This is a genomic window from Fusicatenibacter sp. (genome assembly GCF_050872605.1).
GTDB lineage: Bacteria > Bacillota > Clostridia > Lachnospirales > Lachnospiraceae > Fusicatenibacter.
Genome location: NZ_JBNMHD010000001.1, coordinates 60,930 through 83,306, shown reverse-complemented (window position 1 = coordinate 83,306; position 22,377 = coordinate 60,930). Strand labels below are relative to the sequence as shown.

At 49.7% G+C, this 22,377-nt stretch carries 14 protein-coding genes and 1 other annotated feature (1 of these 15 cut by a window edge); all 14 genes read left to right on the top strand.

The annotated features are described in order from the left end of the window. Nucleotides 1-12, top strand: a sequence feature (ribosomal protein L10 leader region); it begins 133 nt to the left of the window's first position. Between the two features lie 37 nt (nt 13-49). The 14 genes from rplJ to ACY2VT_RS00360 all read left to right on the top strand — a co-directional run bounded on the left by rplJ (nt 50) and on the right by ACY2VT_RS00360 (nt 22,318). Continuing rightward, the gene (gene rplJ, locus ACY2VT_RS00425; protein ID WP_055227784.1) at nt 50-559 is read left to right on the top strand and encodes a 50S ribosomal protein L10; all 510 of its coding nucleotides are present in this window, start codon (nt 50-52) and stop codon (nt 557-559) included. Nucleotides 560-630: 71 nt separating this feature from the next. Continuing rightward, nucleotides 631-1,005 (top strand): 50S ribosomal protein L7/L12, encoded by a 375-nt coding sequence (rplL, locus tag ACY2VT_RS00420; RefSeq protein ID WP_461878477.1) that lies wholly within the window; start codon nt 631-633, stop codon nt 1,003-1,005. 93 nt (nt 1,006-1,098) lie between these two features. Further along, nucleotides 1,099-1,581 (top strand): helix-turn-helix domain-containing protein, encoded by a 483-nt coding sequence (locus tag ACY2VT_RS00415; RefSeq protein WP_461878476.1) that lies wholly within the window; start codon nt 1,099-1,101, stop codon nt 1,579-1,581. 143 nt (nt 1,582-1,724) lie between these two features. After that, nucleotides 1,725-3,077, top strand: a complete 1,353-nt coding sequence (locus tag ACY2VT_RS00410; RefSeq protein WP_461878475.1) for an acyclic terpene utilization AtuA family protein — start codon at nt 1,725-1,727, stop codon at nt 3,075-3,077. A 4-nt stretch (nt 3,078-3,081) separates the two neighbouring features. Further along, entirely contained in the window at nt 3,082-3,381 is a 300-nt protein-coding gene (locus ACY2VT_RS00405) for an AtuA-related protein (RefSeq protein ID WP_461878474.1), read from the top strand. Nucleotides 3,382-3,385: 4 nt separating this feature from the next. After that, on the top strand, nt 3,386-5,080 hold the full coding sequence (locus ACY2VT_RS00400; protein WP_461878473.1) for a CocE/NonD family hydrolase: 1,695 nt from the start codon (nt 3,386-3,388) through the stop codon (nt 5,078-5,080). Nucleotides 5,081-5,243: 163 nt separating this feature from the next. After that, entirely contained in the window at nt 5,244-6,917 is a 1,674-nt protein-coding gene (locus ACY2VT_RS00395; RefSeq protein ID WP_461878472.1) for an alpha-glucosidase, read from the top strand. 127 nt (nt 6,918-7,044) lie between these two features. Next, on the top strand, nt 7,045-9,606 hold the full coding sequence (locus ACY2VT_RS00390; protein WP_461878471.1) for a GH39 family glycosyl hydrolase: 2,562 nt from the start codon (nt 7,045-7,047) through the stop codon (nt 9,604-9,606). 211 nt (nt 9,607-9,817) lie between these two features. Then, complete coding sequence (locus ACY2VT_RS00385) at nt 9,818-11,212, top strand: MFS transporter (RefSeq protein WP_461878470.1); 1,395 nt, start codon at nt 9,818-9,820, stop codon at nt 11,210-11,212. A gap of 37 nt (nt 11,213-11,249) precedes the next feature. After that, on the top strand, nt 11,250-12,800 hold the full coding sequence (locus ACY2VT_RS00380; protein ID WP_461878469.1) for a carboxylesterase/lipase family protein: 1,551 nt from the start codon (nt 11,250-11,252) through the stop codon (nt 12,798-12,800). A gap of 310 nt (nt 12,801-13,110) precedes the next feature. Beyond that, nucleotides 13,111-16,950, top strand: coding sequence for a DNA-directed RNA polymerase subunit beta (gene rpoB / locus ACY2VT_RS00375; protein WP_461878468.1), 3,840 nt, complete (start codon nt 13,111-13,113; stop codon nt 16,948-16,950). Between the two features lie 38 nt (nt 16,951-16,988). Beyond that, nucleotides 16,989-20,711: a DNA-directed RNA polymerase subunit beta' gene (gene rpoC, locus ACY2VT_RS00370; RefSeq protein ID WP_461878467.1), complete on the top strand. Its 3,723-nt coding sequence runs from the start codon at nt 16,989-16,991 to the stop codon at nt 20,709-20,711. 127 nt (nt 20,712-20,838) lie between these two features. Next, nucleotides 20,839-21,075 (top strand): hypothetical protein, encoded by a 237-nt coding sequence (locus ACY2VT_RS00365; protein WP_461878466.1) that lies wholly within the window; start codon nt 20,839-20,841, stop codon nt 21,073-21,075. A gap of 64 nt (nt 21,076-21,139) precedes the next feature. Continuing rightward, on the top strand, nt 21,140-22,318 hold the full coding sequence (locus ACY2VT_RS00360; protein WP_461878465.1) for a hypothetical protein: 1,179 nt from the start codon (nt 21,140-21,142) through the stop codon (nt 22,316-22,318). The last annotated feature ends 59 nt before the right edge of the window (nt 22,319-22,377 follow it).

Below are 22,377 nucleotides of genomic sequence, written 5' to 3'. Positions count from 1 at the left end.
TTTTATACTTCCAAAGCGTAGGTACGAAATACTACAAGGAGGTGCAATCATGGCAATCAATGCAAAAATCGATCTGAAGAAGCCGGTCCTGGAAGAGATCAGCGCACAGGTAGAAGGCGCACAGTGCGTGCTGCTGGTAAACTACAGCGGATTAACCGTAGCTCAGGATACTCAGCTGCGTAAAGAGTTAAGAGAAGCAGGCGTTCATTACAAAGTATACAAAAATACAATGATGAAACGTGCATTCGCTGGCACTGCTTTCGAGTCTCTTACAAAAGACCTGGATGGCACAAACGCTATTGCAATCAGCAAAGACGATGCAACAGCTCCGGCAAGAATCATCGCTAAATTTGCAAAAACCGCTCCGAAACTGGAGATGGTTTCTGGTGTTGTAGAAGGAAACTACTACGACAAAGCTGGAATGGAAGCACTGGCAAACGTTCCGTCAAGAGAAGAACTTCTTGGCAAACTGCTTGGAAGCATCCAGTCCCCGATCGCAAACCTGGCTCGCGTCCTCAACCAGATCGCAGAGTCCAAAGGCGGCGCAGCAGAGGCTTAAGCCTCGATTTGGCAGCGTGAAACACGCAGCCTGAGAACATTATTTAGAAAATATCCAAGGAGGAAAATAAAATGGCAAAGTTAACAACCGCAGAGTTTATTGACGCTATCAAAGAGTTATCTGTATTAGAGTTAAACGATCTTGTAAAAGCATGTGAGGAAGAGTTCGGCGTATCTGCAGCAGCAGGCGTTGTAGTTGCAGCAGCAGGCGGAGACGCAGCAGCAGCTGAGGAGAAAGACGAGTTCGACGTAGAGCTGACAGAGGTTGGCCCGAACAAAGTTAAAGTTATCAAAGTTGTACGTGAAGCTACAGGACTTGGCCTGAAAGAAGCTAAAGAAGTAGTTGACGGTGCTCCGAAAGTCCTCAAAGAGGGTGCTTCCAAAGCAGAAGCTGAAGAGCTCAAAACTAAACTTGAGGCTGAAGGCGCTAAAGTTACTCTTAAATAATTTAAGCGTAAATCAGAATCAAAATTTGACGCACGGCGGGGATTCCTGCCGTGCGTTTTTTGTATAAAATAATGGAAGCGGGAGGGACGAGAAATGCAGGTACATTCTGTTCTGGAATCTTTACAGCAGGGGATTTTGATCTGTGATCAGCACAGCCGGATTGTGTTCTTTAATCAGGTCTACGGTGATTTTATCGGCGTTCCGCTTGAAACCGCCAAAGGCCATAAAATCACCGAGTATCGCAAATCTGCGATTGCTCCGGAAGTCATCGAAAGCGGTATCCCGGTCGAGGGAATGGTACGGAGAGAAGGCACGCAGGAATACTTTGCAAGCGTCTATCCGATCTGGGAGGAAAATCACATCCGCGGGAGCATCTCGATTGTGACGAGCCTTGTGCAGTTTGAAAAACGGGAGGCAGAGGCCCACATGACGCTGGAAGAGCGGGTGCGCCGGTTCGAGCGGCAGGAAATTCAGAACGCGCTGCTGCTGTACGGTAATGATATGGAAGGCAAGCGGAAAGCGGCAAAAGAGCTGGGGATTTCGCTTGCGACGTTATATAATAAAATGAAAGAGTGAGACAGAATGCGGTTGAAATATCGGAATCTTTCGGAAGAGGGAGTGCGATTTCTAAAATTTTAGAAATTACACTCCCTTTTGTAGTATCTGCCGCGGCCCTGCGCTACAATGACCTCAGATCAAAGAAAGCGAGGCCATTGAACATGAAAAAAATCAGAATCGGAAGCGGCGCAGGCTACGCGGGAGACCGTATTGAGCCGGCCGTGGAACTGATGGAAAAAGGAAATCTGGACTACATTATTTTCGAGTGCCTGGCGGAGCGCACCGTTGCGATCGGACAGCAGGACAAAGAGAAAGATCCGTCGAAGGGATACAATCAGCTGCTCGACTACCGCATGGAGAAAATTCTCCCGCTGATGGCAGAAAAAAATGTAAAAGTCATCACAAATATGGGTGCGGCGAATCCAAAAGCGGCAGTAGAACGCACGTGTGAAATCGCAGAGCGCTTAGGGGTCACCGGGCTGAAAATTGCATGCGTGACCGGAGACGATATCACGAATGAACTGGAAAAATATGAAAATGAAAAAGTTTTGGAGGACGGCACACTCTTAAAAGAGAAAAAAGATGTCCTGATTTCCGCAAACGTCTATATGGGCGCAGAGGGCATCACAAAAGCACTGGAAGAGGGGGCTGATCTTGTCATCACCGGCCGTGTTTCCGATCCGGCGCTGACGATCGGACCGCTGGTGCATGAGTTCGGATGGAACATCAACGACAATCCGGATCAGATGGGCCAGGCGGTACTGGCAGGCCATCTGCTGGAATGTGCGGGACAGGTGACAGGCGGCTATTTCGCCGATCCGGGCTACAAGGATGTGCCGGATCTGTGGAAACTCGGGTTCCCGCTCATCGAGATCGACGAGACAGGTGCATTTACCGTGACAAAAGTCGAGGGAAGCGGCGGACTCGTGAGTGTAGATACATGCAAAGAGCAGATGATCTACGAAATCCACAACCCGAAAGCTTACCTGACCCCGGATGCGACAGCCGATTTTTCGCAGGTGACCTTCCATCAGATCGGGGAAAATCAGGTGCGCGCCGAGCATGCCACAACCCATGGAAGACCGGAGACCCTGAAAGTGAGCGTCGGCTACAAAGACTGCTTCATCGGCGAGGGCGATATTTCCTACGGCGGAAGCAACTGTATGGCACGCGCCGGGCTGGCGGCAGAGATTCTGGAAAAACGGATTGCGCTGACCGGCATCGAGCTGGAAGAGTACCGCACCGACTTTATCGGATGTAATTCCCTGTACCGCGACGCGATTTCCAAAGAGATCAGCAGCGGAACCCCGTGTGAGGTGCGTCTCCGTGCCGCAGGAAGAACGAAAGACCGGAAAAATGCCGTTCTGCTGGCAAATGAGGTCGAAGCTCTCTACACCAACGGCCCTGCCGGAGGCGGCGGAGCGGTAAAAAGGGTATCGGAGGTTGTCTCCGTCTGCTCGATTTTTGTGCCGCGCAACGCAGTAGAAGCAAACGTTACATTCCGGGAGGTGTAAGGCGATGAAATTAAAAGAGATTGCACATGCAAGAACAGGCGATAAAGGCGAGATCTCCAATATTTCGGTGATCCCATACGATGAAAAGGACTATGAAATGCTGAAAGAAAAAGTGACAGAAGCGCGTGTCGCAGAATACTTCCGCGAGATCTGCCACGGAAAAGTAACCCGCTACGAGCTGGACGGCATCCATGCACTGAACTTCGTCCTCGACAAAACCCTGGGCGGCGGCGTTACAAGATCGCTGGCATTGGATAAACATGGAAAGACACTCGGCATGGCACTGCTGGAAATGGAGGTATAGGGCGATGGCAGAAGATTTTATGACGGCTGCGGTAAAACGCGTGGAGGAACAGTTTGCGAAGAGCGGCGTTTCCGAAAGCTGTGCAGCATTTGAAAGAAAAGAAAACCAGATTGCGATGCGTGACGGCGTGAAGCTTCACACGATCTATTATTTTCCAAAGGAGGATGGCAATGCTGAACAGAAAAAATACCCAGTCATCCTGACCCGCACCTGCTATCCGGGCAACGACCGCATCCATCGTGCCTACGGCGAGGGACTGGCGCACAGAGGATACGTGTATGTGTACCAGTACTGCCGCGGCCGGGAGCAGTCGGAAGGAAAATGGGAGCCGAACATCAACGAGCGGAACGACGGCATTGACACGATGAACTACCTTGTAGAACAGCCATGGTGTGAGATCTTAGGCTACTGGGGCCATTCCTACACAAGCATGACCGGCTGGGCTTTTGCGGATGCCGCGGAGGGAAAGGTCGCGGCAATGTTCCTCGAAGACTATGGAACCGACCGCTTTACCTCAGCCTACGAAAAAGGCTGCTTCCGCCACGACATCCTGACCGCATGGTCGATGGAAAATGCAGAAAAACCAGTGTCCGCCGATTACCGCGAAAGCTGCCGCTATCTGCCGCAGATCGAGGTGGACGAGGCGCTGTGGGGACAGAAAGTGCCGTCCTACCGTGAATACATCACAAGCCCGAACCCGGACGATGCGCTCTGGCAGACAGGCTGGTGGAAACAGCTGCGGGAAATCCCATCGAAAACGAAAGTTCCGATCTATCTTTTAAGCGGCTGGTACGATCATCACCACGGAAGCAGCATGAAAACGTGGGAGCGGCTGAACGAGGAGACGAAACAGCACAGCTGGCTGGAAATCGGCGCCTGGAACCACTTCTTCCAGATCTGCCTCGAAGACAAAGAAGTACTGCATCCGCAGAATGAAGAGATTCCGAAGATGCTGGAGTGGTTTGAATTAACGTTAAAACGGAAAGAAATTCCGACGCAGAGAATCCGTGCTTATGAGATCGGAGCGGACAGGTGGATTGACACCGTTTCGGATGAACTGGGAGAAGAAGGAACTGCTGAAAGCATGACGCTGTATCTGGATGAGAAAACACTGCGGACAGACGCGCCGGAACAGGGAAAAACGAGAAACTACACATTTGACCCGGCCGACCCGGTTGAGAGCATCGGAGGAGAAGCACTTCTGCATACGATGCCGCAGATCGGCAGCCATCTCCAGCCGGAACCGGATTACCGTGAGGATGTCCTGAGTTTTGTGTCAGAACCGCTGGAAGAAACTTTCACACTGAATGGAAAAGCCTCCGTCCGCCTGTTTGTGGAAAGCGACTGCGAGGATACGGCATTCACAGCAAAAATCATGGAAGTAACGCCGGAAGGAAAAGCTTACAACATCCGTTCTTCGATTACAACGCTGGAACAGGGAAAGACAGAAGCCGGAACTTATGAACCGGGCAGCACGGCAGAAGTACAGATCGACATGTGGAATATTGTATACACGATCCCGAAAGGCTCCCGCATCCGTGTGGATATTTCTTCTTCCGATTTCCCACAGTATCACGTCCACAGCAATCAGAAAGGCCTGTGGTCGGAGCAGACGGAAAATAAAATTGCCCATCAGACAATCCATATGGGCGGCGCGCACGCATCCTGTGTCATTCTGCCAGGGATGAAAAAACAGTGAAACACATGCTGCTTTACCGGGGTAAGGCAGACGCCGGGAAAAATTAAAAAAGAAAAAGTAGCACAATCCATTCTTTTGTGATATAGTGAAAACACAAGAGGTTTTGCGGTAAACCTAAACCGCGGTCCGCGTCACGAAAAACAAAAGAACAGGAGAGAAAGCGATGGAAAAAAAGTGGTGGCATCAAACGGTTGGATACCAGATCTATCCAAAGAGTTTTCAGGATACAAACGGAGACGGCATCGGCGATCTGAAAGGCGTGATGCAGCATCTCGATCAGATTGAAAAGCTGGGTGCCAATGTGATCTGGCTCTGCCCGGTGTTTGCGTCCCCGATGGTGGACAACGGATACGACATTTCCGATTACATGGACATTGACCCGTCATTCGGTACGATGGAGGATATGAAGGAACTGATCGTGGAGGCGAAAAAACGCGGCATCCGCATTCTGATGGACCTTGTGGTGAATCATTCTTCTGATCAGCACGCCTGGTTCCAGGCAGCACTGAAAGACCCGTTTGGAAAGTACGGCAGATACTATGTATTTCAGGAAGGAAAAGACGGAAAAGAGCCGAACAACTGGCGCTCCATTTTCGGCGGCAGTGCATGGGAGAAAGTGCCGGGATATGAGAACCTGTATTACCTTCACATCTTCACGAAAGAGCAGCCGGACCTCAACTGGGAGAACCCGGAGCTGCGCGAAGAGATTTATGAGATGATCTTAAAATGGATGGATCTGGGCCTCGGCGGTTTCCGTCTCGATGCGATCAGCCATCTGAAAAAGAATTACCAGTACACCAACCTCCCGCCGGACGGACCGGACGAGTACAATCTGGCATTCGAGTATTTCAACAACGTCGACGGCCTTGCCGACATCCTGCGGGAAATGAAGGAGCGCACCTTTGCACCGACGGACGCGCTGACGATCGGAGAGTACGACCAGATGGCACCGGAGGACGTGGAAGACGTGATCGGAGAGAATGGAAACTTCTCGTCGGTCTTCGATTTCTGCCACACCTTCGACAACGTGCGCGATCCGAAGTGGGGCAGTACGGTAAAGTTGTTTGATGATTACCGCGATCAGCTCTTTGCGGCACAGAAAATCGTGGACGGCCGCGGCATGCTCTGCAATTTCCTCGAGAATCACGATAAGCCGCGCTGCATCGACCGTTTCCTGATGCCGGAAGACCAGAACCGTTACAGTGAAAAAATGCTTCCAGTCACCAACTGCTTCCTGCCGGGTATTGTCTTTTTATACCAGGGACAGGAACTCGGTATGCGCGACGATCCAAAACAGTCGATCCGCGAATTTGTCGACAAACCGACCTTCGCGATCTACGACCGCCTGATCGCCGAGGGAAAAACCGATGCGGAAGCGCTCGAGCAGATCAACCGCGAAAGCCGTGAGCACAGCAGGACCCCGATGCAGTGGGATGCATCTGCCGAGGCTGGCTTTACGACAGGTACACCGTGGTTCCCGGTGAATCAAAACTACACAGAACTGAACTACGAAGCTGAGGAAAATGATCCCGATTCGCTGCTCTGGTTCTACCGTAACATGGTGGCAGTAAGAAGACGCAAAGATTTAGAAGAAACGTTCCTCTATGGTAAGCTGATCCCGGAATACGAGACGGAAAGCGGCGTTCTGGCGTACCGCAGAAAGGATGAAAAGAACAATATTTTGATCCTCACCACTTCCCTTGCGGATGGAAGTTCACTGCCGTTTGCCGATACGATTGAAGAGGTTCTGCTGAACAACTACGATACGTGCGAGACAGAAAACGGAACCATCCGCCTGAAACCGTATCAGTGTCTGGTGCTGAAAGTAAACAAATAAATGATAAAAGAAAACTGCGGTACTGCGGGAAAAGATTCTCTGCAGAACCGCAGCTTTTTTGACGGCAGTGAATCAAAATCTTCCCTTGACATCCTCCCTGGAAAACGTAAAAATAGAATTAAAATGTATGGGAAAACAAAAGGGGAAGGGTATGGAAAAACAGGAGAAAAAAACAGAACAGGAAGAAATCTTAAGAAAAAGTCCGGAACCGCTTCCTGGGTTTCAGTTTCGGATTTACCGGGCAGAGGATAAAAGACAGCTGTGGACCGCAGACTTTGAACTGCTCTTTCTTTTAAAAGGCAGCGGAAGGGTCAGCTACGAGGATGGGGCGGTGTATCAGATTCAGGAGAAAGCGCTTTTCAATGTAAACGGGTTTCAGATCTGTTCGATCGACCTGGACGACGCAGGAATTCTGCTGTCCCTGAAAATGAGTGCGGATGCAATTGCGTCGGTTCATATCGAGTTTTTAAAATATGAGATCAATTGCCGCTCCTTCCTGTTTGCGGAAGAACAGCAGGAGCAGTTCGATGTGATCAGAAGCGATCTGGCAAGGGTTTTTCAGGAGGCATATAAGAATAATCTGACGCAGCCAGTCAACGCGAGAAGCCGGGTAACGGCACTGCTCGAGGATCTTGTGAAATATTTTGCCGATGGCGAAAAAGTCAAGCATTCCCAGAGCGGCCGCGAACGGATTCAGATGGCATCGGACTACATTCTGCAGCACTACAAAGAAGAGATCACACTGGAAGATCTGGCGGATCATATTTATCTGAGCCGGACGTATATCTCACGGAGCTTCCCCAGGTATTTTGGTGTTTCGTTTCTGGAATACGTGACGCAGGTGCGTCTGGCACACGCGATTCTTGAGATGCACGGCGATGCGACGCTGACCGAAATCGCCTACAACAACGGATTTTCCAATGAAAATATGATGATCCGCGCATTCCGCAAATACCGCGGCATGACACCGGGAGAGTACAGGAAGAATATGATTCAGACCGCCTCGGCGGAAGAAGAAAAAAGCGGCGGGAGGATCAAATATTTCGACCGGACAGCAGAGGACTATGAGAAAGACCAGGATGCGTACCGGGCTCTTTTACAGTATGCGGCGCGGCGGGAAGCAGAAATTGATGCAGAAAAAGAAAACTCGGTTCTGATTTCAGCGGCACTTGGCGGAAGAAAACAAAGGATTGCAGGATACTGGAGACGTGTCATCAATGGCGGTTATGCAAGATCTGTTCTGGATGCGCGCGTGCAGGAAGAACTGGAACAGGCCATGCGGGATATTGGGTATGAATTTATCCGCATCAAGGGCGTACTGAATGACGATATGTGTGTGCTGCGGCGGGATATGAAAGGAGAAATCCGGATCGGATATCACTATATCGATGAGGTTCTTGACTTCATTCTTTCGATTGGAGCAAAGCCCATGATAGAATTCGGCCAGGTTCCGGAACTGCTGGCAGACCGGCCGGCTCAGCTGACCATGCGTCCGGCGCAGGATGCTGCGCCGAAGAATCTGGAAGCGTGGAGAAGTCTGCTCGGCGGAATTATGGATCATCTGCGTGACCGTTATGGCGTAGAACGGATGCGCAACTGGATCTGGGTTCCGTGGGTCAATCCCAATGGCTTCGAAATCTGCGAGATGGACAGATATGTAAAAATTTATCAGATTTCTTATCAGGAAATCAAAAGAATCTGTCCGGATTTTCTGACCTGTCTTTCTCATGGAACGTGCATGGAAAATGTGATGGAAGAAATGCTGTTGAAAATGAAGGAGGCGTGCTGCTTACCGGAAATTTACGGGGCACGCTGCTTTAGTACCGTTATGCCGTGGGAAGAACAGGAGGATCTGAACCTGATTGTAAATAATGACAGCTACGATTTTGCAGTGAGCGGGGATATAGACCATCTGCAGCATTATCTTCGGAAAATACGAAAGAAGCTGCAGAAGATGGAGCTGCAGGGAATGACGCTGATTGTTGATGAGTGCAGCAACAATGTATGGCAGAGAGACCTGTGCAATGATACGTGTTATAAGGCGGCGTGGCTGTTTAAAAATATGCTGGAAAATGAAAAAGAGGCAAACGGAATTGGGTACTTTTCTATCAATGACCGTCTGGATGAAGTATTTCCGGCGCGGGATCCGTTCCACGGCGGATTTGGCATGTTCACATGTGACGGCATTCCAAAAGCAGTTTACGGTGCGGCAAAGCTTCTCGGAAAGATGGGAACGCGCCTTGTGGCAGCGGGAAAAGGATATTTCATCAGCACGGAAGAAAAAGAAGAACGGGTTCAGATTTATCTGTACAATTATGTCCACTACGATATGCTGTACCGCCACCGCCATGTGGTCAATATTTCCCGGACCGATCGATATCAGGTGTTCCAGACAGGCGAAAACCTGACCTTTTCCGTACAGCTCCAGAAAGTGCCGCAGGGAGAATACCGTCTGCAGTGTTATAAAATTACGCGGGAGCAGGGCAGTCCGTACGACCGCTGGGCGGCGATGGGAGCGCCGGAGGTGCTGACCGCAGAGGAAAAAGAGATCGTGTGCCACAGCGCCGATCCGGAGTACCGTGTCTGGCGGCAGACGGTGGGAGAAGAGCAGATTTTAAGACTTCAGGAGCATCTGAACATACATGAAGTCGCCTGTATAGAAATTATTTGCCTGAATCATCATCAATAATTGCACTTAAAAAAGAAAAACAAGAGAAAATTAAGCGGGAAAAGACAAGAAAACGGGAAACAGCGTGCGGAAACTGAGTAGAAAACAGAAGAAAAACTTCCTATACTGAGAAACAGAGCAAAGGCCGTGAGTACATTGTACGGCCCAAAAAGAGGGCGGAAGAGAGGAGAAGGCTCATCCGTATCTCAAAAACGTATGGGAGAAAAAAACAATGGCAGCAAAAGAACAAGCTTCGGCAAAGCAGGGCTTTACCGAAAAGATCAGCACGAAAGAAAAGGTCTGTTACGGATTTGGAGATCTGGCGAGCAACCTGATTCTCGTGCTGACATCCACGTATGTAGCGTATTTCTACACCGACGCACTGGGATTAAACGCAGCAATCATCGGAAGTATCATGATGTTTTCCCGTTTCGCAGACGGCATCACGGACATGCTGATGGGCTATGTCATGGACCGCGTCAAAACGAAATACGGAAAGGCAAGGCCATGGCTTTTGTGGCTGGCAATACCGATTGCAGTAGCCTGTGTACTCGTATTTCTGGTACCGAACACCGGAACGGTTGGAAAGTATATTTATGTAACGATTACATATAACCTTGTTACTACTTTCCTTTACACCATGATCAACATCCCTTACGGCGCGCTGACATCCTTGATGAGCCGTGACCAGGGACAGAGAACCGTTATCAATGTATTCCGTATGTTTATGGCACAGTGCGGATCCCTTGCAATCAACGCATGTACCCTTCCGCTGGTCAACAAAATGGGCGGCAGCAGCGATCAGAAGAGCTGGATTATCGTATCTGCCATCTATGCAGTGATCGCAGCAGTTTTGTTTTTACTTTGTTTCAAAAACACGAAAGAACGTGTTACCGTATCTTCCGAGCAGAAAGAAGAAGTCAATTTTGTACAGTCTCTGAAACTGATCTTCAAAAACAGCCAGTGGCTGCTGCTCTGCGGTGTCTGGATCACCATGTGCCTTGGCATGGGTGCCAGCGGTGCCGTTGGAACTTACTATGCAAAATATATCCTGCAGAATGAAAACATGGCAGGATTTATCGCATCTGTTTCCATCATTCCAGTGCTGATTATGATGCCGTTCTGTGTACCGCTCAGCCTGAAATATGGAAAACGAAATGTAGCTCTTGTGGGAACCTTTTTCAGCATTGGAGGACAGATTCTGATGGTTATCAACCCGACGAACGCTACCTGGCTTCTGGTATGCTCTCTGATCAAAGGCATTGGATCTGCAACCCTGTCTGGAACGATCTTCGCAATGGTAGCCGATACGATTGAGTACGGCGAGTGGAAAACCGGAACCCGTGTCGAAGGTATGCTGTACTCCACAACAACCTTCGGTGCAAAAGTAGGAAGCGGCCTTGCGAGTGCCGTTGCTCTGTGGGTTATCTCCGCAGCAGGCTACGACGGACTTGCTGCAACCCAGACTGCAAGCGCACTTGCATCCATCAAGGCGCTGTACCTGTGGGTACCGATTCCGTTCTATGCAGTCATGATTCTCTTCTATATATTCTATAAACTGGATAAGATTTATCCGCAGGTTATGGAGGATCTGAGAGCAAGAGAAGCTGCAAAAGCAAAACACTAAGACATGATATTATTTTACAGAAAAGAGGTATTTCAAAATGGGGAAAGTTTTTGATTATGACGGCGTGCCGGTGCTGCATACCACATCCGGTGATTTAAAAGGCTATTTCTATGACGGCGTTTACATTTACAAAGGAATCCCGTATGCATATGCAGACCGTTTCCAGATGCCGGTTCCGTCCAAATGGGACGGCATCAAAGATGCAACGAATTACGGTTTTGTATGCCCGCTCCAGAATCAGGATACACCGAACGGTGAGCTGCTGGTTCCGCACCGCTACTGGCCGCAGGATGAGCACTGCCAGTCCTTAAATATCTGGACCAACAAACTCGATCCGGAAGCCAAAAAGCCGGTTCTTGTATGGTTCCACGGCGGCGGATATGCTGCAGGCTCTTCTATTGAGCAGGTTGCTTATGACGGTGCCAGCATCGCAAAGAGAGGCGATTCCATCCTCGTTTCTGTCAACCACAGACTGAATATCTTGGGATACATGGATCTGTCTCCATTCGGAGAAAAATACAAAAACTCCGCCAATGCGGGCCACGCCGATATGGTAGCTGCCCTGCAGTGGGTACATGACAATATTGCCCTGTTCGGCGGTGATCCGGAGAACGTAACCATCTTCGGCCAGTCCGGCGGCGGAATGAAAGTCATTGATCTGATGCAGATCCCAGCAGCAGACGGCCTCTTCCAGAAAGGCCTTGTGATGAGCGGCGTTATGGAGGGAGATCCTCTCGGTGCAGGAGAAAAAGACGGCACAGAGATCGTTACGGCAATGATGAAAGAACTTGGCTTTACGGATGTGGCACAGCTGGAAACAGTACCGTATCCACAGCTTGCCGCCGCATATGCAAAAGTATCTCCGGCCATCGCACAGAACGGCGGCTACATCGGAGGCGGTCCGAAAAAGGGCGATTACTTCTATGGAAATCCGTTCGATGCAGGTTTCCGCGAGCATGCACACCAGATTCCGATGATGATCGGAACCGTATACGGCGAGTTCGCAGCATTTGCACCGGCAGCTTATGACAAGAATAAACTGACCGAAGAAGAAATTCTGGATACTCTGAAAAAAGTTTACGGAGACAACGCCGAGAATGTTCTGGAAGCTTTCAAAGAAGCATATCCGGAGAAGAACGGTGTGGATGTTCTTAGAATCGACCGTGCAATGCGCGAGCCTACCGTAAAACTTGCCAAACTCTTCGCAAAAGGCGGCGGAAAAGCATACCTCTACAACTTCGCCCTGGAATTCCCGTTCCAGAACGGCAAAGAGGCATGGCACTGCTCCGACATCCCGTATTTCTTCGGCAATACCGATCTCGTAGAAATCTGCGGCATCCCGGATGTCAGCGAGAAGCTGGAAAGAGAAATCTTCGGCGCCCTGCTTGCCTTCGCAAAGAACGGAAATCCGGATCACGAGGGACTCCCGCACTGGCCGGCAGCAGAAGCAGAGTCTGCAGACACCATGGTATTTGATAAAAAGACAGAAGTAAAACATAACTATGACGACAAAGTATTTGCCGAAATCAACAAAGTTCTGAAGCCATGGAGCTTCATGGACATGATGCTGGACAACATTCAGCACTAAACTTTCTCAAAAAGAAAAATTAGAATAAAAAAGGCCGTCAACGGATTTGAAAAACAACAAAAATCCGTTGGCGGCTTTTTCAGAATATTCAACGTTTTCGACCACATCTAAAGTACTATTTTAACAGGGTCTCAGAGGAAAAACCAGTAAAAAATAGATTGTACTGAAAAAAGTACAATCTATTTTGTTGACACCGTTGACAAAACATGGTAACCTAGAAAATGCACTATTATGGCAAGATATGCCTAAAACCTTTTGTTCAGGCATGAGCGGTAATAAATATATTATAACACAAGGGGTGACAACGTCAATGGAGAAAAACAGAATACGTCCGATACCTACCGGAAAAAGTATGCGAATGAGTTACCAGAGACAAAAAGAAGTATTGGAAATGCCCAACTTGATTGAAGTCCAGAAGGATTCCTATGACTGGTTCCTGAGAAGCGGACTCAAAGAAGTCTTTGATGACATTTCACCAATCTCCGACTACGGCGGACGGCTGAGCCTTGAATTCGTAGACTTTACACTGTGTGAAGATGACGTAAAATACTCAATCGAAGAGTGTAAACAGCGTGACGCTACTTATGCGGCACCGTTAAAGGTAAAAGTAAGATTATATAATAAGGAAAAAGACGAGATCACAGAGCACGAAATTTTCATGGGTGATCTGCCGTTGATGACAGCAACAGGAACATTCGTTATCAATGGTGCAGAGCGAGTAATCGTCAGCCAGCTGGTACGTTCCCCTGGTATTTATTACGGCATCGCACATGATAAGCTCGGAAAGAGACTGTTCTCCTGTACCGTAATCCCGAACCGTGGAGCATGGCTGGAGTACGAGACCGATTCCAACGACGTCTTCTATGTCCGCGTAGACCGTACCAGAAAAGTTCCGATCACAGTCCTCATCCGTGCACTTGGAGTAAGCTCCAATGCAGAGATCGTAGAGCTGTTCGGTGAAGAGCCGAAGATTCTTGCAAGCTTCACAAAAGATACTTCCACCAACTATCAGGAAGGTCTTCTCGAGCTGTACAAGAAAATCCGTCCGGGCGAGCCTCTCGCAGTAGAAAATGCAGAGAGCCTCATCATGAGCATGTTCTTTGACCCGCGTCGCTATGACCTGGCAAAGGTAGGCCGTTATAAATTCAACAAGAAACTTGCGCTGCGCAGCCGTATCCGCAACCAGATCCTCGCTGAGGATGTTGTAGATCCGAGCACTGGTGAAATCCTTGCAGAAAAAGGTACCACCGTTACGCTGGAACTCGCAGACAAGATTCAGAACGCAGCAGTACCGTATGTATGGATCCAGACCGAGGAGAGAAACGTAAAAGTTCTTTCCAACTTAATGGTAGATCTGAAAGCATGGGTAGATGTTGATGAAGAAGAGCTTGGCATCAACGAGAAAGTATACTATCCGGTTCTGGAAAAGATCCTGGAGGAGAATACCGATATCGAAGAGATCAAACAGGCCATCAAGCGTGACATCCACGACCTGATTCCGAAGCATATCACAAAAGAAGATATCTTCGCTTCCATCAACTACAACATGCATCTGGAATACGGCGCAGGAAATGCCGATGATATCGACCACCTGGGCAACCGTAGAATCCGTGCCGTAGGCGAGCTGCTTCAGAACCAGTACCGCATCGGTCTGTCCCGTATGGAGCGTGTGGTACGCGAAAGAATGACAACACAGGACATCGACGGAATTTCTCCGCAGTCTCTGATCAACATCAAACCGGTTACAGCTGCAATCAAAGAGTTCTTCGGATCTTCCCAGCTGTCCCAGTTCATGGATCAGAACAACCCGCTTGGAGAGCTGACACATAAGAGACGTCTCTCCGCCCTGGGACCTGGCGGTCTGTCCCGTGACCGTGCCGGATTCGAGGTTCGAGACGTTCACTACTCCCATTACGGAAGAATGTGCCCGATCGAGACTCCTGAGGGACCGAACATCGGTCTTATTAACTCTCTGGCATCGTATGCGCGCATCAACGAGTATGGTTTCGTTGAGGCTCCATACAGAAGAATTGACAAAACAGATCCGAAAAATCCGCGCGTTACCGACGAAGTAGTCTACATGACCGCAGATGAAGAGGATAATTACCACGTAGCACAGGCGAACGAGCCGCTGGATGCAGAAGGACACTTCCTCAACAAGAACGTTTCCGGACGTTACCTGGATGAGACGCAGTCCTACGAGCCGCACATGTTTGATTACATGGACGTGTCTCCGAAGATGGTATTCTCCGTCGCTACGGCGCTGATCCCGTTCCTTCAGAACGACGATGCGAACCGTGCGCTGATGGGATCCAACATGCAGCGTCAGGCCGTACCGCTGATGATCACCGATGCTCCTGTTGTAGGAACCGGTATCGAAGCAAAAGCAGCCGTAGACTCCGGTGTCTGCGTCGTTGCAAAGAAAGCAGGAACCATTTCCTATTCCTGCTCCAACGAGATCCGCATGAACAACGATGACGGAACAAAAGATGTTTACCATCTGACCAAATTCATGCGAAGCAACCAGAGCAACTGCTACAACCAGAAACCGATCGTATTTAAGGGTGACCACGTAGAGGCCGGCGAAGTTATCGCAGACGGTCCGTCTACCTACCAGGGCGAGCTTGCTTTGGGTAAAAACCCGCTGATTGGATTTATGACCTGGGAAGGATATAACTACGAGGACGCCGTACTTCTTAGCGAGCGTCTGGTACAGGATGATGTTTACACTTCCATCCACATTGAGGAGTACGAGGCAGAGGCCCGTGACACCAAGCTTGGACCGGAAGAGATCACAAAAGACGTTCCGGGCGTCGGCGATGAAGCCTTAAAAGACCTGGACGAGCGTGGAATCATCCGCATCGGTGCAGAGGTACGTGCCGGTGATATTCTGGTCGGAAAAGTAACTCCAAAGGGAGAGACCGAGCTGACCGCAGAGGAGCGTCTGCTCCGTGCCATCTTTGGCGAGAAAGCAAGAGAAGTACGTGATACTTCCCTGAAAGTACCGCACGGTGAGTATGGTATCATCGTGGACGCCAAAGTATTTACCCGTGAAAACGGCGACGAACTTTCTCCTGGAGTAAACCAGGCAGTCCGCATCTACATCGCACAGAAGAGAAAGATCTCTGTCGGCGATAAGATGGCCGGCCGTCACGGAAACAAGGGTGTCGTTTCCCGTGTACTTCCTGTAGAGGATATGCCGTTCCTGCCGAACGGACGTCCGCTGGATATCGTGCTGAACCCTCTGGGTGTGCCGTCCCGTATGAACATCGGACAGGTGCTTGAAATCCACCTGAGCCTTGCAGCAGCAGCTCTTGGATTTAACGTTTCCACTCCGATCTTCGACGGTGCAAACGAGAAAGATATTCAGGATACCCTGGAACTGGCAAATGATTATGTAAACATGGAATGGGATGCATTCTCCGAGAAATACAAAGATGTTCTGCTTCCGGAAGTATATCAGTACCTGGAAGAGCACCTGGATCACAGAGAACTGTGGAAGGGCGTTGACATCGCAAGAGACGGTAAGGTACAGCTCCGCGACGGACGTACCGGCGAGCCGTTTGATGGAAGAACCACCATCGGACACATGCATTACCTGAAACTGCATCACCTGGTAGACGATAAGATCCATGCTCGTTCTACCGTCCAATACTCCCTCGTTACACAGCAGCCGCTGGGTGGTAAAGCTCAGTTCGGCGGACAGCGTTTCGGAGAGATGGAGGTTTGGGCTCTTGAGGCGTACGGTGCATCCTACACGCTGCAGGAGATCCTGACTGTGAAGTCCGACGATGTGGTCGGCCGTGTGAAGACATACGAAGCCATCATCAAGGGCGACAATATTCCGGAGCCTGGTATTCCGGAGTCCTTCAAAGTATTGTTGAAAGAGCTGCAGTCCCTGGCACTCGATGTCCGCGTACTGCGTGATGACAATACCGAAGTTGAAATTATGGAATCAGTTGATTACGGTGATACCAATCTGAACCACATCATCGAGGGAGACCGTTACTCCGACAGAGATGACGAGAGATTCAGCGACTATGGATTCTCCAAGAAAGAGTTCGACGGAGAAGAAATGGTAGATGTGGAAGAGGATGAAGAAGAAGACTCTTATCTCGATCTGGATGAAAATTCAGACGATGACATGTAACTTTTAGATCTTCGCTTTGCGAGGAAAGGGGTAATCAAATGCCAGAAACAGCAAAAAAAGAAAACTACCAGATGAGCTTTGATGCCATCAAAATAGGACTTGCCTCCCCGGAGAAAATCCGGGAGTGGTCCCATGGCGAGGTAAAAAAACCGGAGACCATCAACTACAGAACGCTGAAACCGGAAAAAGACGGTCTGTTCTGCGAGAGAATCTTCGGACCAAGCAAAGACTGGGAGTGCCATTGCGGTAAATATAAGAAAATTCGCTACAAAGGCGTTATCTGCGACCGATGCGGCGTAGAAGTAACAAAATCCAGTGTGCGCCGTGAGCGTATGGGACACATTGAGCTGGCAGCTCCGGTATCCCACATCTGGTATTTCAAAGGAATTCCGTCCCGTATGGGACTGATCCTGGATCTGTCTCCGAGAACTCTGGAAAAGGTTCTGTATTTCGCAAACTACATCGTTCTTGATGCAGGCGATACCAAATTACAGTACAAACAGGTTCTGACCGAGAAAGAATACCAGGATGCCAGAGAGGAGTTCGGAAACAGCTTCCGTGCAGGTATGGGTGCGGAATCCATCAAAGAGCTTCTGATGGCAATCGATCTGGAAAAAGAGTCTGCTGAATTAAAGGCAGGTCTTAAAGATTCTACCGGACAGAAGAGAGCCCGCATCATCAAGAGACTTGAGGTTGTTGAGGCATTCCGTGAGTCCGGAAACCGTCCGGAGTGGATGATTCTTGATGCGGTTCCGGTTATTCCGCCGGATCTGCGTCCTATGGTACAGCTTGACGGAGGACGTTTTGCAACATCTGACCTGAATGACCTGTACCGCCGTATCATCAACCGTAACAACCGTCTGAAGAGACTGCTGGAGCTCGGTGCACCGGATATCATCGTGCGCAACGAGAAACGTATGCTCCAGGAGGCAGTTGATGCCCTGATCGACAACGGCCGCCGCGGTCGTCCGGTAACCGGTCCTGGAAACCGTCCGCTGAAATCTCTGTCCGACATGCTGAAAGGTAAATCCGGCCGTTTCCGTCAGAACCTTCTTGGTAAACGTGTTGACTACTCCGGCCGTTCCGTTATCGTCGTAGGACCGGAACTGAAGATTTACCAGTGCGGTCTGCCGAAAGAAATGGCAATCGAGCTGTTCAAACCGTTCGTTATGAAAGAGCTGGTTTCCAACGGTACTGCACACAACATCAAAAATGCAAAGAAAATGGTCGAGAAACTCGAGCCGCAGGTATGGGACGTTCTCGAGGACGTCATCAAAGAGCATCCGGTTATGCTGAACCGTGCTCCTACACTGCATCGTCTGGGTATCCAGGCATTCGAGCCGATTCTGGTAGAAGGTAAAGCAATCAAACTGCATCCGCTGGTTTGTACCGCATTCAACGCCGACTTCGACGGTGACCAGATGGCTGTCCATCTGCCGCTGTCCGTAGAAGCACAGGCAGAGTGCCGCTTCATGCTTCTTTCTCCGAACAACCTGCTGAAACCGTCCGATGGTGGTCCGGTAGCCGTTCCTTCACAGGATATGGTTCTTGGTATCTACTATCTGACTCAGGAGCGTCCGGGTGAGAAGGGCGAGGGAAGCTTCTTCCGCGATATGAACGAAGCCATCCTTGCATACGAGAACGGATACATCACCCTGCAGACCAAGATCACCATCCGCTGCGAGAAAGAGATGGAAGATGGTACTGTAATGCAGCAGAACGTAAGCTCTACCCTCGGAAGATTTCTCTTCAATGAGATTCTGCCGCAGGATCTGGGATACGTAGATCGTACCATCCCGGGCAACGAGCTTGCTCTGGAGGTTGATTTCCTCGTTGCAAAGAAACAGCTGAAACAGATTCTGGAAAAAGTCATCAATACACACGGAGCTACCAAGACCGCAGAGGTTCTGGACTATATCAAGGCAACTGGATATAAATACTCCACCCGTGCAGCCATGACCGTATCCATTTCCGATATGACCGTGCCGCCGCAGAAACCGCAGATGCTGGCTGAAGCACAGGCAACGGTAGACAAGATTACAAGAAACTTCAAACGTGGTCTTATTACAGACGAAGAGCGTTACAAAGAGGTTGTAGATACCTGGAAGAAGACCGACGATGCGCTGACAAAAGCACTGCTCGACGGACTGGATAAATACAACAACATCTTCATGATGGCTGACTCCGGAGCCCGTGGTTCCGATAAGCAGATCAAACAGCTGGCCGGTATGCGAGGACTGATGGCCGATACAACCGGACACACCATCGAGCTGCCGATCAAGTCAAACTTCCGTGAAGGTCTTCAGGTACTGGAATACTTCATGTCTGCGCATGGAGCACGAAAAGGTATGTCCGATACCGCGCTTCGTACCGCCGACTCTGGTTACCTGACCCGTCGTCTGGTAGACGTTTCTCAGGACCTGATCATCCGTGAAATCGACTGTGCCGAGGGCAAGGACGAAATTCCGGGTATGTGGGTCAGCGAGTTCACAGACGGAAAAGAGCAGATCGAGAGTCTGCAGGATCGTATCACAGGACGTTTCTCCTGCGAGACCATCAAAGACAAAGACGGCAACGTCATTGTAAAAGCAAACCATATGATCACCCCGAAACGTGCTGCCCGTGTCATCAAAGACGGCATCAACGAGAACGGTGAGCATTATACAAAAGTAAAAATCCGTACGATTCTTACCTGTCGTTCCGGCAACGGAATCTGCGCAAAATGCTATGGTGCCAACATGGCAACCGGCGAGGCAGTACAGGTTGGTGAGTCTGTCGGAATCATCGCAGCACAGTCCATCGGTGAGCCTGGTACACAGCTTACCATGCGTACCTTCCATACCGGAGGTGTTGCAGGTGGAGATATCACACAGGGTCTTCCTCGTGTCGAGGAGCTTTTCGAGGCAAGAAAGCCGAAAGGACTTGCCATCATCACCGAGATCCCTGGTGTTGCACAGATCAAAGATACCAAGAAAAAACGCGAGATCGTGGTTACCAATCCGGACGACGGCGTATCCAAGACATACCTGATCCCTTACGGATCCCGTATCAAGATCGCGGACGGAACAGTTCTGGAAGCCGGAGACGAGCTGACCGAAGGTTCTGTCAACCCGCACGATATCCTGAAGATCAAAGGCGTACGTGCCGTTCAGGATTACATGCTCCGTGAGGTACAGCGAGTTTACCGTCTGCAGGGTGTAGAAATCAACGATAAGCATATCGAGGTTATCGTCCGCCAGATGCTGAAGAAGATCCGCATCGAGGAAAACGGAGATACCGAATTCCTTCCGGGCGACATGGTAGACTTCCTGGAGTACGACGAGACCAACAAAGCTCTGATCGCAGAAGGCAAAGAGCCGGCAGAAGGAAAACAGGTACTGCTTGGTATCACCAAAGCATCCCTGGCATCCGATTCCTTCCTGTCTGCAGCATCCTTCCAGGAGACCACCAAGGTTCTGACCGATGCCGCTATCAAGGGTAAGGTTGACCACCTTGTAGGTCTGAAAGAGAACGTTATCATCGGTAAACCGATCCCGGCTGGTACCGGTATGAAGTGCTACAGCAACATTCATCTGAATACCGACAGCATGATCGAAGAGGATGAGGACGATCTGATCCTGACTGAAGATCTTGAAGACGACGCTCCGGCAGCTCCGACAGCTGAAGCTCCGGCTGAGAAGCCAGAAGCAGACGAGGAAGAGCCGATGCTCGACTTCGACTTTGAGGAAATGATTCCGTCAAAGGATGATACTGAGGAGTAATCTTCGAGGTTAAAAAGTAAATAAGTAATTTTAAGAAAGCAGAGAATTTCCGGTCCGCCGGGGTCTCTGCTTTCCTTGTATTTTCGGGAGCATTTTGTTACAATGGAGTCAGAAAAGAGGGAAGCCTATGTGGATAAAAAAATTACCTGGCATCGTGGCGAATGCGGCAGTACTGATTCTGGATATGTTTGTGATTCTGATGATTGCGGCGCTGTTTCTTCATCAGAAAACGGCAGGAGAGCGCGTGAAGGAGACGATTACACGCTTTTCCACGACATCGCAGGAGTATTATTCCGAAGGGGAAACATACAGCCAGAAAAGCGACCGGGTGCATACGTATGCGGTGGAGGAAGCATCGAAGTAAAAAGAAAAAGATGAGGTAAACTATGCTCCAGAAGTGGAAAAAAGAAGGAAAAAGGTTCCATCCTGTGGATAAACAGGGAGAAGAAGAGGAAACAACGGAGCTTTCTGTGAAAATACGGGCGGCGAAGTTCCGTGATCTGCCGGTGAGTCTGCGGATTCTGATTGTGAATGTCAGTCTGTTTCTGATTCTGTGCGCCGTATTTTTTATGGCCGGTGCGTATCTGTATGCGCCGCAGGCGGCCGGGCGGAATTATGTGGAAGCGTGCCTCGCGGGCGACTGGAACAGTGCGTATGATGTCTGCCAGTTTCCGGATGGCACATTTCTGACACGGAAGAACTACGTCAATGCGATGACCTGGAAAGCGAAACAGGACGGCTCTGACGGGCAGGAAACGCCGGAGATCAAGAGCTTTTTCATGCGCCGGAAACAGAATCTTGAGACGGGAGAAAACAGAATCTATACGGTGCGGTACACGTTAAAAGGTGTGAGTGATTCCAAGGAAGAGACGCTGGAGATTGCCGCAGGGGACAGCGTGAAGGGTAACTTTAAAGAATGGTATGTCGTGCCGAAAGAAAGCTACGTGACCGATGTCGAGATCACTGTTCCGGTGAATGCTTCGTTCTATCTCAATGGTGTTCTGGTTGGCAGAAAATATTTGAAAGAGACGGCGGATACGGTCAATGTTTATAAAATTCCATATCTTTTCATCGGCGGCCATACGATCGAACTGACCGAAGCGAAGAAAGACCCGTACCGCGAGATCATCCTCGTGGAGGACAACAGCAGCATGGAATTTCTGCCGGATTTAAAACTCAACGACTCCACCGGAAAAGTCATCGCCGACCGCGTGGAAGAATCACTGGACAAGGTATTCACAGCCGCGGTAAATGGAAAAGCGTTCAGCACTATTAAAAACGAATTTTCTGCCGACACCGCCGTACAGGCGAATGCCAAAGAGCAGTACCAGCAGATCTGCGATGCTTATCTGAGCAGCGACACCAACACCGGAATCACCAGTGTAACCATCAGCAGCATCTCCACAACCGTAACCAGCGTAGAAAACCAGATGAAGATCGAGACAGACGTGACTGCCACAATCGAAAGGCGAAACCGTTTCCTGCATTTCTTCCGGAAAACCAAAACAGAGACGATCACCTGGAAAATCGAGTCTGCTGTGATGCTGGAAAACGAAACATGGGTCATGGGAAGCGACTTTCTGAAGGGCGTTGATCTGGGAAAATAAACTGCGAAGTATGAAAAAAGAGTGATTTTGTATCCATTTTTCCAAAGATACAGAGTCAC

What these genes read in the sequence shown, in the direction of transcription:
- ACY2VT_RS00410 (WP_461878475.1), top strand. Translation starts at nt 1,725, where the DNA reads ATGAAAAAAATCAGAATCGGAAGCGGCGCAGGCTACGCGGGAGACCGT.
- ACY2VT_RS00405 (WP_461878474.1), top strand. Translation starts at nt 3,082, where the DNA reads ATGAAATTAAAAGAGATTGCACATGCAAGAACAGGCGATAAAGGCGAG.
- ACY2VT_RS00385 (WP_461878470.1), top strand. Translation starts at nt 9,818, where the DNA reads ATGGCAGCAAAAGAACAAGCTTCGGCAAAGCAGGGCTTTACCGAAAAG.
- rplL (WP_461878477.1), top strand. Translation starts at nt 631, where the DNA reads ATGGCAAAGTTAACAACCGCAGAGTTTATTGACGCTATCAAAGAGTTA.
- ACY2VT_RS00365 (WP_461878466.1), top strand. Translation starts at nt 20,839, where the DNA reads ATGTGGATAAAAAAATTACCTGGCATCGTGGCGAATGCGGCAGTACTG.
- rpoC (WP_461878467.1), top strand. Translation starts at nt 16,989, where the DNA reads ATGCCAGAAACAGCAAAAAAAGAAAACTACCAGATGAGCTTTGATGCC.
- rpoB (WP_461878468.1), top strand. Translation starts at nt 13,111, where the DNA reads ATGGAGAAAAACAGAATACGTCCGATACCTACCGGAAAAAGTATGCGA.
- ACY2VT_RS00395 (WP_461878472.1), top strand. Translation starts at nt 5,244, where the DNA reads ATGGAAAAAAAGTGGTGGCATCAAACGGTTGGATACCAGATCTATCCA.
- rplJ (WP_055227784.1), top strand. Translation starts at nt 50, where the DNA reads ATGGCAATCAATGCAAAAATCGATCTGAAGAAGCCGGTCCTGGAAGAG.
- ACY2VT_RS00400 (WP_461878473.1), top strand. Translation starts at nt 3,386, where the DNA reads ATGGCAGAAGATTTTATGACGGCTGCGGTAAAACGCGTGGAGGAACAG.
- ACY2VT_RS00415 (WP_461878476.1), top strand. Translation starts at nt 1,099, where the DNA reads ATGCAGGTACATTCTGTTCTGGAATCTTTACAGCAGGGGATTTTGATC.
- ACY2VT_RS00390 (WP_461878471.1), top strand. Translation starts at nt 7,045, where the DNA reads ATGGGAAAACAAAAGGGGAAGGGTATGGAAAAACAGGAGAAAAAAACA.
- ACY2VT_RS00380 (WP_461878469.1), top strand. Translation starts at nt 11,250, where the DNA reads ATGGGGAAAGTTTTTGATTATGACGGCGTGCCGGTGCTGCATACCACA.